This is a genomic window from Bacillus sp. FSL R9-9410, assembly GCF_038050385.1.
GTDB lineage: Bacteria > Bacillota > Bacilli > Bacillales > Bacillaceae_G > Bacillus_A > Bacillus_A cereus_U.
The window spans coordinates 4,079,216-4,091,851 of sequence record NZ_JBBOTV010000001.1 but is presented as its reverse complement, the minus strand read 5'-3'; the positions used below and the strand labels follow the sequence as shown (position 1 = coordinate 4,091,851).

Here is a 12,636-nt window from a genome sequence, read left to right as displayed (position 1 = left end):
TGGGATTGAGATGAGTTTATTGAAAAAAAGTGCTGCTCTTTTAATGGCAGCCACAATGGCATTAACCGGCGCAGCTTGTTCAAATAGTAAAACAGAGGGGAAACCTGAAGCACAGGCAAAAGTAGCTCCAGTTGAAAAGAATGGTGATAAAACTGTAATTCGTTTCTGGCATGCAATGGGTGGAAAAACACAAGGTGTACTAGATGGGCTTGTTGCAGACTATAATAAGTCGCAGAATAAATACGAGATAAAGGCAGAGTTCCAAGGAACATACGAAGAGTCTTTAACGAAATTTAAAACGATGTCTGCAACGAAAGAAGCGCCAGCTCTTGTTCAATCGAGTGAAATTACAACGAAGTATATGATTGATAGCAAAAAGATTACGCCTATCGATAGCTGGATTAAAAAAGATAAGTACGATACATCAAAATTAGAAAAAGCAATTACGAACTATTATTCAGTTGATGAAAAAATGTATTCTATGCCGTTTAATTCATCTACACCAGTATTAATTTATAATAAAGATGCTTTCGCAAAGGCTGGATTAGATCCAGAGAAAGCTCCGAAAACATATGCAGAATTAAAAGAAGCGGCGAAAAAGTTAACGATTAAAGAAGGCGGAAATGTAAAACAGTATGGATTTTCAATGCTGAATTATGGTTGGTTCTTTGAAGAATTGTTAGCGACACAAGGTGCTTTATATGTAGACAACGAAAACGGCCGTAAAGATGCTGCAAAGAAAGCGGTATTTAACGGTAAAGAAGGACAGAAAGTATTTGGAATGTTAGATGAACTAAATAAAGCTGGTGCACTTGGAAAGTATGGAGCAAGTTGGGATGATATTCGTGCTGCGTTCCAGTCTGGACAAGTTGCTATGTATTTAGATTCTTCAGCTGGTATTCGTGATTTAATTGATGCATCTAAGTTTAATGTAGGCGTTTCGTATATTCCGTATCCAGAAGATTCGAAACAAAATGGTGTTGTTATTGGCGGTGCATCATTATGGATGACGAATATGGTTTCAGAAGAAACGCAGCAAGGTGCTTGGGACTTTATGAAATATTTAACGAAGCCAGATGTACAAGCAAAATGGCATACAGCAACAGGATATTTCTCAATTAATCCAGATGCATATAATGGGCCGTTAGTAAAAGATCAATACGAAAAATATCCACAGTTAAAAGTAACAGTAGAACAATTGCAAGCGACGAAGCAATCTCCAGCAACTCAAGGGGCATTAATTAGTGTATTCCCAGAATCAAGAGATGCAGTTGTAAAAGCATTAGAAGCAATGTATGACGGAAAGAATAGTAAAGAAGCTTTAGATGAAGCTGCAAAAGCAACAGATAGAGCAATTAGTATTTCAGCCCGTACGAATCAAAAATAAGAGAAAGCCGTATCCTTATTAGGGATACGGCTTTCTTTATAAGGAGATAAGGGATCAAAGAAATGATGAATTCTTATCTATTTTATATGAGTAAAGGGTCTAGAAAGAATATTGTCCTTTTCATTATTTGTTTAACTCCATTGCAACTTGTTTACCATTTACGAAAACCTCTGCCACTGCTACTACAACTTCCATCACTTTTTTCATATCTCATCTCTCCTTGTTTTTTTTTTCATTTCTTACTTTTAGTATAAAGAAATATAGTAATTGCAACTATCGAATTGGATGACAAGAGACTTACAGTGTTGTAAGGATAATAGTTTTATTTGTAATAAATGCTATTTCGGATTAGTATTCAGAAATTTCCTTCATTTTAATCTATAATTAGAAAGAGAATGGTTTAGAAAGAAGGAGAAGAAATGAAGAGAATACTTGTTATTAGTGATATTCATGGAGAAATAGAAAAGTTCGAACAGTTATTGGAAGAAGCTCAATACGATGCAAGACAGGATCAACTAATTTTGTTGGGGGATTATGTAGATCGTGGCCCGAATGCAAGTGCTGTCATTGAAAAGGTAAAAGAGTTAAAAGAAGAAGGAGCGTTCGTTTTAAAGGGAAATCATGAAGATATGATGATTAAGGCGTTCACGACAGATGAGGAACGTTCATGGAACCATTGGGTAAAAAGCAATGGTGGGGATAAAACATTATATAGCTATGGATTCGTAGAAGAAGACATTGCGGTTAATGAGGAGGACTTCCAAAAGCCGATTTTACAATCTCATGTATTAGGGGAACATGTAAAGTTTATTAAAGAATTAGATCATTACATTGAAACAGAAGAGTATATCTTTGTACATGCTGGTGTTGAGCCAATGAAACAAGTTTCTGAATCTGAACCGTACACGTTAATGTGGATCCGTAATGAGTTTCATAGTGGGTATAGTGGCGAAAAGGTTGTTGTATTTGGCCATACGGAAACAAAAACGCTTCATGGTAGTGAGAATTTCGGAGTGTATTTTGGTAGTAATCGTATTATTGGAATTGATGGCGGGGCTGTGTATGGTGGTCAGTTAAATTGTTTGGAGTTGCCGAGTAAAAAGGTGTATGTAGTAAAAAATTGAAAGAGATAAGGGCAATCTTATTTCTTTCAATTTTTTATTAAGCGAAATTTAAGAAAGAGCTTTTATAATAAAGGTTTAAAATTCTCTATCGAGCAAAAATTCAGCAGGGGATATGTGGGAATGGAATTACATGATATTATTACATTCTCTCGTTAGGAAGAGAAGAAATATAATAATAAATAGAATTGAACTATATTGTGGAAGGTGAGAATATGCGCTTACTTGTAGTAGAAGATAATGCTTCTTTATTGGAGTCTATAGTACAAATTTTACGTGATGAATTTGAAGTGGACACGGCAATGAATGGGGAAGACGGTTTATTTTTAGCATTACAAAATATATATGATGCAATATTACTTGATGTCATGATGCCAGAAATGGATGGATTTGAAGTTATCCAAAAAATACGAGATGAAAAGATTGAAACGCCAGTTTTATTTTTAACAGCGAAAGATTCTTTGGAGGATCGAGTTAAAGGCTTAGATTTTGGCGGGGATGATTATCTAGTTAAGCCGTTTCAAGCACCGGAACTAAAAGCGAGAATTCGTGCTCTATTAAGACGAAGTGGTAGTTTAACAACAAAGCAGACAATTTGTTATAAAGGAATCGAATTGTTTGGAAAAGACAAAGACGCACAAGTTGATGGACAAGGAATTAAGTTGACCTTAAAGCAGTATGAACTTCTAGAGTACCTCGTTCAAAATAGCGGTAAAATTTTAATGCGTGAACAAATTTTTGATCGTGTTTGGGGATTTGATTCAGATACAACAGTAGCTATCGTAGAAGTGTATGTTCATCACTTACGTAAAAAATTAGAGCCATTCGGTTATCAGAAAGATATTCAAACTGTTCGTGGTATTGGATATATATTAAAAGACCAATGAAAAAGGGAAGTATGTTTCAAAAAACACGTATTCGTCTGACTATAGTAAACTCATTAGTATTTATCCTATTAATAGGAGTATTAGGGAGTATTATTTATTCATACACATATAAGCGCATTTATAATGAAGTAGATACATCCATAGAAAAAATGGTTCAGCATAGAGAGATTTCAGATGATAAAAAACTACCTAAAAAAATTAGGGGATATCTCCCAATTGGGGATCCAAGGATAATAGAGTTAACTTGGAGTGGAAACAGAGTGGAGATAGGTGGCGAAAACGGCAAACGCCGTTTTATCTTTGAAGACAATTTGGAAAAGTTTTCTCCAAAAAAATTAGGATCTTTGCAAGATATTGAAGTGCAAGGGCTATATTTTAGAACGTTCGCGTTTCAAAAAGATGGGAAAATAGTTCAAATCGTACGCGATATAACAGCTGAAGAAGAAATGTTAAATACTTTATTTTTAATTCTTGTTATAGGTTGTAGCGTAGGAAGTGTATGTGCAATAGGAATCGGCTTTTTCTTAGCTGGGAGGGCACTCGTACCCATTCAAAATTCATGGGAGAAACAGCAGCAGTTCGTTTCTGATGCATCACATGAATTAAGAACACCACTTGCGGTTATTCAATCAAAAACAGATATATTATTTCAATCACCATCTGCGACGATAGAAGAAAAAGCGCTGGATATTTCTACGATTTCAAAGGAGTGTAGACGGTTATCGAAGCTCGTAGCTAATTTATTATTGTTAGCACGTTCGGATTCTAATCAAATCGAGGTGGATAAGAAAACATTTGAAATGGGTAAATTGTTAGAAGAAATAGTAGATCCATATAAGGAGATTGCTTCTTATCAAAAAAAAGAGATGATATTAAAAGTAGAACGTGACGTATCATTTATTGGCGATAGAGAGAGAATCCATCAATTGATGGTCATATTGTTAGATAATGCGATGAAGTATACGAATGAAGGCGGGCATATTCAAATTGCTTGCACGCAAACGAGTAGTTCAATTTGCATACAGGTGAAAGATGACGGGATAGGAGTTAAAGAAGGGGATATTCCAAAGTTATTTGATCGTTTTTATCAAGGAGATAAAGCGAGAAGTCCATCAGAAGGAGCGGGGTTAGGTCTTTCAATCGCTAATTGGATTGTAGAAAAGCATTATGGGAAAATATCGGTAGGGAGCAAATGGGGAGAGGGCACTTGTTTTGAAGTGATTTTTCCTAAAAACCAAAGATTATAAGTGAGAAGGCGACCTTGTTTTTTACAAGGTCGTCTTTTTTTAAGGGAAAGTTAAGGAACAACTTGTATCATGTATTACATCATGGAAACTTGTAATAGAAAGAGACGCTGGAGTAGATGTTTTTGAATGAATTAGATGAATCATACTGTTATTTCTAACAGTGATGAAGTTGATGTATAGTATTGAAAAAATTATGGGAAAGATGGAAAAAGAAAGCGTGAGAAGGAGGACGAAGGCTTGAAAAAGAAGATGATGATGGTATGTGCTATTGGAGTAATGAGTTTAAGTATATTAGGGGGGGCCTCTCCTTCTGGAACGACAAAAGGAAAGACAGATTACACGCAGCGTAGTAAAGAACAATTAAATGATGGGAAAATACATGCAATGCATACAGAAGAAAAGGCAGAAAAGCTAGGCATTGAAACGGATGGGAAAGAACAAATTACGTTAGAAAAAGAAATTCATGAGACTGAGGTAGGAAGAGAAGCAGAACAATTAGGTATTTCGACGGAAGGAAAAGATGTCGGAACTCTTTCAGAAGAAATCTATGAAACAAAAGTGAAGCAAGAAGCGTCAAAATTAGGCATATCTATAGATAATACATCGATTGTGAATTTGATTACTCAAATTAATACGATTAAAATTAATGATGAAGCGGATAAATTAGGTATTTCGACAAATGGAAAAGAAATAGAAGACATTGCGGAAGAAATCTATGGAACGAAAGTAAGAGAAGAAGCAGGAAAGTTAGGTATTTCTCAAAAAGGAAAAGAGATGGAAGATTTAGCACAAGAAGTGTACGAACAAAAAGTGCAGGGAGAAGCAAAAAAATATCATATTGATTTATACGGCAAAGATATATATCAAGTATTAAGAGAAATTAATGAACAAAAAGTAGTAGAAATGGCAGATGAGCTTAATATGGATAGAACGAATATAGGCATTCAAGAGCTAGCGGAAAAAATAAAACGAGAACAACCTGAAAAAGGAAACGAACTAAAATTTGTACCGATGATTCAAACAGATGCTGATGCGTTTTATTTGTATTTAACGAATTAAAAAGGGCGTGAAAGTGATACGAAAATGGAAGTGGTATATATGTATGGCTGTACTATGTATAGTAATTTGGGGTGTATATACAAATGGAATTACAAAGTATGTAGAGAAGTTAACATTCTTCAATATACAAAGCGGAAAACGAACGGAGTTTAGTAATAACGATGAAAAGGTCATCTTGTCAAATGTGCCTTTAATTCAGCAATTACCAGAGTTAGAGAGAGGCTGCGAAGTGACAAGCTTAGCGATGATGTTACAATATGCGGGTGTTTCTGTAGATAAGATGCAATTAGCAAATGAAATAAAAAAAGTTAATTTTATGGAAGATGGTGTACGTGGGAATCCGAATGAAGGGTTTGTAGGGAATATTTATACTTTTTCTGAATCTGGATACGGTGTATATCATGGACCGCTTTTTCAGTTAGCGAAAAAATATTTACCTAATAAAGCTGTGGACTTAACAGGGAAGAGTATAGAAGAAATTTATAAGAGTGTAAAAGCAGGGCAACCGGTAGTCATGATTACGAATGCAACATATGCTCCTTTAGATGAAGATGAATTTACTACATGGGAAACAAATAGTGGGGATGTTTCTATTACGTATAATGAACATTGTGTTGTACTTGTTGGGTACGATAAGGAATCTGTATATATTCGAGATCCCCTCGATGATAGCTTAGATGTAAAAGTGCCAAGAGGAAACTTTGAACAGGCATGGGTGCAGATGGGGAGTCAGGCAATTAGCTATGTAAATAACTCCAAATAAATTAGGAAGAAGAGCATGAACTATATAACTATAAGGTGAAGGATAAAGATTTAAGGAATTGTAAGAGAAGTTTTGTAGATTTTTTTTGAAGAGAAGCTGTTAAGAAATAAGAGAACTTTAGCTTATTATATATGCTAAAGTTCTCTTGTTTTTTATGATTAAAATGTTTAGGGGAAGTGAATATGTAAAATGCATAATTGACGAAAAAAATTACATATTATCATTATATGTTGTTTTATATATGTTGATTGTATAAAATTACACAAGTGTTCTACATTACATAAAGGAGGTTTATTATGCAAAATATATTCAATTGGGTTAAAAGTATGAGTATCAATAAAAAATTAATCATTTCATTTTTTATTATTTTAACTATACCAGGACTTATTATCGGTGGTGTTTCATATCAAACTGCCAAAACAAATTTTGAACATCAAATGACAGATAAAGCAAAGGAGAATATTTCAGTTTTAAATACTGTTATTTCTCAAAATATAGAAGAGAAATTTGTTGATGCGTCGTACTTTGCAGACATCTTAACAGAGGATACATATCCAAATGGACAAGAAGAAATAGTAAGAACGAAGTTAGCACAATATATAAAGCTTCATCCAGAAGTAGAAGGTATTTATATTGGAACGCAGACGGGAAAGTTTATAAGAGAACCATTTATTCAAATGTCTGATGGCTATAATCCAACAGATAGATCGTGGTATAAAGAAGCGCATGAAAATAAAGGAAAGGTAATTGTTACCGCACCGTATCAATCAGCATCTACAAAAAATATGGTAGTGACAATTGCTAAGGAAGTAAAAGATGGTAAAGGTGTTATAGGGATTAACTTGAATTTGGATAACATCCTAAAGGTTTCAAAAATGATTAACATTGGTGAAAAAGGCTATGCAGTTATTTTAGATCAAAATAAGCAAATTGTTAGTCATCCGTCTAGAAAACCGGGTTCAAAGGTTACTGAGCCTTGGATTAAACCAATTTATGAAGACAAACAAGGAAATGTATCTTATACAGAACAAGCTGATAAAAAGAATTTAATCTTTGCAACAAATGAGAAAACAGGATGGAAGATAGTTGGAGTTATGTTTGACGAAGAAATTACCCAAGCTGCGAATCCAGTGTTTTATAAAACTTTGATTGTCATTACCATCGCTATTGCATTTGGTAGTGTATTAATTTATTTCATTACAAATTCTATTACAAGGCCATTACGAAAAATAGCTGATTCGGCACATAAGATTAGTAAGGGGGATTTGACAGAAAAAATTACTATTTACTCCAAGGATGATATAGGAAAATTAGGGGATTCATTTAATGAAATGTCTACCTCTTTACAAGATGTGATTACCCAAATTAGCTTTTCAGCAGAACATGTTGCAGCATCGGCAGAAGAGTTAACAGCGAGCGTACAGCAAGCGAATGATGCGACAGATCAAATTACAATTGCAATGGAACAAGTATCAGGTGGGGCTGAATCACAAAGCCAAGGTGTTGAAGAAGGTGCGGCTACATTACAACAAGTAAATATAGCAATTCAAGATGTAACTGGAAGCGCGGAGTCAATTTCCATCTCCTCATTACATGCGAGAGAAAGAGCTGAAGAGGGAGAAGAATTGGTTGAACAAACCGCAAAACAAATGCAGTCTATTTCTAGGTCGGTATCCCAGTCAGATGCTATTATTAAACTTCTTGATGAGAAATCAAAGCAGGTAGGGGCTATTTCTGAAGCAATTCAAACCATCGCTACTCAAACGAACTTATTAGCTTTAAATGCGGCTATTGAAGCAGCAAGAGCTGGTGAACAGGGACGAGGATTTGCTATTGTAGCAGATGAGGTTAGAAAATTAGCAGAGCAATCAGGAGAATCATCTGGAGAGATTGCAAATTTAATTACAGAAATTAAGGCTGGTATTGAACATACTGTTAAGGCGATGGATGATGTTAGTGAAGAAGTCCAATATGGTTTAGAGGTTGTAACGAAAACGAAAGTAAGTTTTGCAGAAATTTTAAATTCTACTACTCAAATTGTTTCTCAAGTTAATCAAATGGTAGAAACAACGAAGAGTATAGCTGGAGATGCAAACGAAGTAACAAATGCTATTGATGAAATTGCAGCGGCGGCAGAAGAAAATACAGCCAGTATGCAAAGTGTTGCAGCTTCAACAGAAGAACAAGTGAATTCGATGGAAGAAATTAGTTCGGCTTCGCAAAACTTAGCTGAGATGGCAGAAGAACTACAAGCAATGACTAGTAAATTTAAAGTATAATAACAGCAAATAAGTAAGGTGAAAATGATATCACCTTACTTATTTTTCTATTCAGCAATTAGGGGAGTCATTAACGGGATGAAAAAAAGAAAAAGACTATGGAATTTATGGAAAACGATTACATTATTAGTGTGTACCGTTGTCATTTTTTCTTTACTTGTGACAGATATTTTAATCAGCCATAATGTTGAACGAACGACAGAAGAAAGCCAAGCAGAGAAGGCAAAAACGATTGCACATATTGTAGCGAATGATTCGGTGGTAATCGATGGTTTAATTGGGAAAGCAGATACGTCCGCCATCCAAACGTATACAAATAGGATATTAAAAAATACAGGTGTTCAATTTATTGTCGTTATGGACATGGATGGGATAAGAAAATCTCATCCAAATCCCCAAAAAATAGGTCATCATTTCGTTGGAGGGGATGAAGGAACGGTATTGAAGGGAAAGGAACACGTATCTTTAGCAGAAGGAACTTTAGGGATTTCAATGCGAGTATTCGTTCCTGTTTTTGCTGACACAGGTGAACAGCTTGGTGCGGTTGCTGTTGGTATTTCAGCAGATAATGTAAAAGAGAGAGTTAAGGAAAGTAGACATATTATTTATATTGGTGTCGGAGTTGGATTGTTAATTGGCATTATAGGAGCGATATTGCTAGCTAGACATATAAAGAAGAGTCTGTTTGGTCTGGAACCGCACAGGATAGCGAAAATTCTTGAAGAAAGAAATACGATGTTACAATCAGTAAAAGAAGGTATTATTGCCGTAGATAAAGAGGCAAAGGTAACGTTAATTAATAATGAAGCAAAACGGATATTTAAGAAAAGCGGACTTAAAGAGGATTTTATTGGTAAATCTGTTGAATTGTATATGCCGAATTCACGTATAAAAGAAGTGTTGCAAACAGGAGAGGTACAATTAAACGAAGAACAAAATATTTATGGAATTACGATTGTTACGAATCGTGTTCCTTTATATGTAAAAGGAGAAATAGTTGGTGCGATTGCAACATTTCGTGATAAAACAGAAATCAGAAAATTGGCAGAAGAATTAACTGGTATTAGGCTATATGCGGAAGCATTACGGGCTCAATCTCATGAATTTATGAATAAAATGCATGTCGTATTAGGGCTAACACATATGAAACAGTATGAAGAATTGCAGAAATATGTAAGTAGTATGGTATCAGAGCATCAATATGAAATTGGGGGGATTATGAAAAAAATTCAAAGCCCAGTATTTGCTGGTTTTTTATTAGGTAAACTTAGCTATGCTAGAGAGAAAAATATAAAGTTAATTATAAAAAAAGATTCTTATTTACCAGAAATATATGATGAGCGTATCATTCATGAACTGATCACCATTGTCGGAAATTTAATTAATAATGCATTAGACGCAGTGACGAACTGTGAGAAGAAACAGGTTGAAGTTGGAATACAATATGGGGATACATTAATTATTACAGTACAAGATACAGGGAAAGGCATAAAAGAAGATGAAATTGATGCATTATTTATAAAAGGTTATTCCACAAAGGGTGATAATCGGGGGTATGGTTTGCATCTTGTAAAGGAAAGCATACAGCGAATAAATGGGGAAATTCATGTTCATTCATTGTTAGGAACGGGAACGACAATAACGATTGAAATACCTAAAAGTAGGGATGAGAGATAAGATGATCAAAGTTTTGATTGTAGAAGATGATCCGATGGTTGCGATGTTAAATACGCATTATTTAGAGCAAGTGGGAGGGTTTGAACTTGTCCATGCAGTCAACTCAGTTAAAGAAGCGATAGAAGTATTAGAGAAGTCACGAGTAGACTTCATATTACTTGATATTTTTATGCCTGAGGAGACTGGATTTGAGCTGTTAATGTATATTCGAAATCAAGAAAAAGAAATTGATATTATGATGATTTCAGCTGTGCATGATATGGGAAGTATCAAAAAAGCATTACAATACGGGGTTGTAGACTATCTAATTAAACCATTTACATTTGAACGCTTTAAGGAAGCATTAACTGTGTATCGAGAAAAATTTACTTTCATGAAAGAACAACAAAAAATTAGTCAATCGGAATTAGATTCGCTAATTTTACAAAAAGAAAAAAGAGAGTCCTTTGACTATAAAGAGCTTCCGAAAGGATTAACAAAGCAAACATTGCAACTAATTTGGCAGCAAATCAAATCGCTTCACGGACAAGCATTTACAACAGATGAAATGGCGAAATTAGTAGGGGTTTCAAGAGTTTCTATTCGAAAGTATGTAATGTTTTTGACTGAAATTGGAGTTTTAGAGAATGAAATGGTATATCAACATGTGGGAAGGCCGGTAAGTAAATTAAGGTGCATTGATCAAAACAAAATAGACTTTTACGTATAAGCGACTTATTATAGGTCGCTTATACTTTTTTTAATTACAAAAGTAGTTACAAAACTTACAAAAACTATTTTTACTATTGAAAGCGTTTTAATATTGTTATTAAGAAAACAAGGGGGTGCCATATGGGAATTCAAAAGAATGTGGAAGCGGTATCATTTTCTGAGGGGAATGAGGTACAAAGAGAATCGTTCGTTTCTAAAATTATGAATGTAAAAATCGGTGTAATACCTTTACCGTTATATGTAGTATTGGCTGCCATTATTTATGGGGCATCTGTATATAATAAGTTGCCAGCAGATATGATTGGTGGATTTGCAGTTATTATGATTATGGGTATTTTCTTAGGTGACATTGGGATGAGAATTCCAATTTTAAAAAATATCGGTGGTCCAGCAATTCTCTCATTATTTATTCCATCGTTACTTGTATTTTTTAACTGGATGAATCCAGCTTCAATGGAAGCTGCGACTATGTTAATGAAAAAATCGAACTTTTTGTATTTATATATTTCTTGTTTAGTAGTTGGAAGTATTTTAGGAATGAACCGTAAAGTATTAGTACAAGGTTTCGTTCGTATGTTTATTCCTTTAGTAGTAGGGACGTTAGCTTCTATAGCAGTAGGCTTATTAGTCGGTTCACTATTTGGATTTGAAATGAAGCAGACATTCTTCTTTATCATCGTACCAATTGTGAGTGGTGGTATCGGGGAAGGGATTTTACCATTGTCGCTAGCTTACAGTGATATTTTAAATGAATCATCAGCAACATTTGTATCACAGCTTATTCCGGCAGCTATTATTGGGAATATGTTTGCAATCGTGAGTGCAGGGTATATGAAGCGTTTAGGTGAGAAGAAACCGGAGCTTAGTGGTAACGGTGTATTAGTGAAAACAGACAATCAAGCAGATTTATTAAAAGAACAAAATACAGAGAAGCCAATTGACTTCTCATTAATGGGAGCAGGTTTATTAATTGCATGTACGTTCTTCATCTTCGGAGGATTTGCTTCTAAGTTCATCGGTATTCCTGGGGCAATCATTATGATTTTCTCAGCAGCACTTGTGAAATACTTTAAATTAATGCCAGCAAAAATGGAGCAAGGAGCATTCCATTTATATAAATTTATTTCAAAGAATTTAACTTGGCCGTTAATGGTCGGTTTAGGATTGCTATATATTCCGTTAAAAGACGTAGCAGCAGTTCTTTCGGTAGGATATGTTGTTGTGTGCGCATCGGTTGTTCTTACAATGGTAGCGTCAGGTTTTCTTGTAGGGAAAGTGATGAAAATGTATCCAGTTGAATCAGCGATTGTAACTGGATGTCATAGTGGTTTAGGTGGAACTGGAGATGTTGCTATTTTATCAGCTTCAAATCGTATGGAATTAATGCCGTTCGCACAAATTTCAACGCGTTTAGGTGGGGCTGCAATGGTCGTAACAGCGACAATTTTATTAAAAATGTTTTCATGATCAAACAAGCTAGCTATATTCATATAGCTAGCTTGTCA

The 12,636-nt window shown here is 34.7% G+C and carries 10 protein-coding genes; all 10 read left to right on the top strand.

Annotated features, from left to right (window positions below; all coding sequences use genetic code 11):
- The first annotated feature begins 10 nt into the window (after positions 1-10).
- The 10 genes from MKX77_RS21285 (at position 11) to MKX77_RS21240 (ending at position 12,598) form a co-directional block, all read left to right on the top strand.
- Complete coding sequence (locus MKX77_RS21285) at positions 11-1,387, top strand: ABC transporter substrate-binding protein (RefSeq protein WP_341307738.1); 1,377 nt, start codon at positions 11-13, stop codon at positions 1,385-1,387.
- Between the two features lie 419 nt (positions 1,388-1,806).
- Positions 1,807-2,511 carry a metallophosphoesterase family protein gene (locus MKX77_RS21280; protein ID WP_341307737.1) on the top strand — a complete coding sequence of 235 codons (705 nt, stop codon included), beginning with the start codon at positions 1,807-1,809 and terminating at the stop codon, positions 2,509-2,511.
- A gap of 212 nt (positions 2,512-2,723) precedes the next feature.
- Positions 2,724-3,395, top strand: coding sequence for a response regulator transcription factor (locus tag MKX77_RS21275; protein WP_215555175.1), 672 nt, complete (start codon positions 2,724-2,726; stop codon positions 3,393-3,395).
- A gap of 11 nt (positions 3,396-3,406) precedes the next feature.
- Complete coding sequence (locus MKX77_RS21270) at positions 3,407-4,642, top strand: sensor histidine kinase (protein ID WP_215555176.1); 1,236 nt, start codon at positions 3,407-3,409, stop codon at positions 4,640-4,642.
- A gap of 237 nt (positions 4,643-4,879) precedes the next feature.
- Positions 4,880-5,701, top strand: coding sequence for a transporter (locus MKX77_RS21265; protein WP_341307736.1), 822 nt, complete (start codon positions 4,880-4,882; stop codon positions 5,699-5,701).
- A gap of 43 nt (positions 5,702-5,744) precedes the next feature.
- Positions 5,745-6,464, top strand: a complete 720-nt coding sequence (locus MKX77_RS21260) for a C39 family peptidase (protein WP_341307735.1) — start codon at positions 5,745-5,747, stop codon at positions 6,462-6,464.
- Positions 6,465-6,760: 296 nt separating this feature from the next.
- Complete coding sequence (locus MKX77_RS21255; protein WP_341307734.1) at positions 6,761-8,743, top strand: methyl-accepting chemotaxis protein; 1,983 nt, start codon at positions 6,761-6,763, stop codon at positions 8,741-8,743.
- Between the two features lie 78 nt (positions 8,744-8,821).
- Positions 8,822-10,420: a sensor histidine kinase gene (locus MKX77_RS21250; RefSeq protein ID WP_341307733.1), complete on the top strand. Its 1,599-nt coding sequence runs from the start codon at positions 8,822-8,824 to the stop codon at positions 10,418-10,420.
- Between the two features lies 1 nt (position 10,421).
- Positions 10,422-11,129: a response regulator gene (locus MKX77_RS21245; protein WP_078180324.1), complete on the top strand. Its 708-nt coding sequence runs from the start codon at positions 10,422-10,424 to the stop codon at positions 11,127-11,129.
- Positions 11,130-11,251: 122 nt separating this feature from the next.
- A complete protein-coding gene (locus MKX77_RS21240; protein WP_199674512.1) occupies positions 11,252-12,598 on the top strand; it encodes a 2-hydroxycarboxylate transporter family protein in 1,347 nt (448 codons plus the stop codon).
- Positions 12,599-12,636 lie beyond the last annotated feature (38 nt).

What these genes read in the sequence shown, in the direction of transcription:
- MKX77_RS21285 (WP_341307738.1), top strand. Translation starts at nt 11, where the DNA reads ATGAGTTTATTGAAAAAAAGTGCTGCTCTTTTAATGGCAGCCACAATG.
- MKX77_RS21280 (WP_341307737.1), top strand. Translation starts at nt 1,807, where the DNA reads ATGAAGAGAATACTTGTTATTAGTGATATTCATGGAGAAATAGAAAAG.
- MKX77_RS21275 (WP_215555175.1), top strand. Translation starts at nt 2,724, where the DNA reads ATGCGCTTACTTGTAGTAGAAGATAATGCTTCTTTATTGGAGTCTATA.
- MKX77_RS21270 (WP_215555176.1), top strand. Translation starts at nt 3,407, where the DNA reads ATGTTTCAAAAAACACGTATTCGTCTGACTATAGTAAACTCATTAGTA.
- MKX77_RS21260 (WP_341307735.1), top strand. Translation starts at nt 5,745, where the DNA reads ATGGCTGTACTATGTATAGTAATTTGGGGTGTATATACAAATGGAATT.
- MKX77_RS21255 (WP_341307734.1), top strand. Translation starts at nt 6,761, where the DNA reads ATGCAAAATATATTCAATTGGGTTAAAAGTATGAGTATCAATAAAAAA.
- MKX77_RS21250 (WP_341307733.1), top strand. Translation starts at nt 8,822, where the DNA reads ATGAAAAAAAGAAAAAGACTATGGAATTTATGGAAAACGATTACATTA.
- MKX77_RS21245 (WP_078180324.1), top strand. Translation starts at nt 10,422, where the DNA reads ATGATCAAAGTTTTGATTGTAGAAGATGATCCGATGGTTGCGATGTTA.
- MKX77_RS21240 (WP_199674512.1), top strand. Translation starts at nt 11,252, where the DNA reads ATGGGAATTCAAAAGAATGTGGAAGCGGTATCATTTTCTGAGGGGAAT.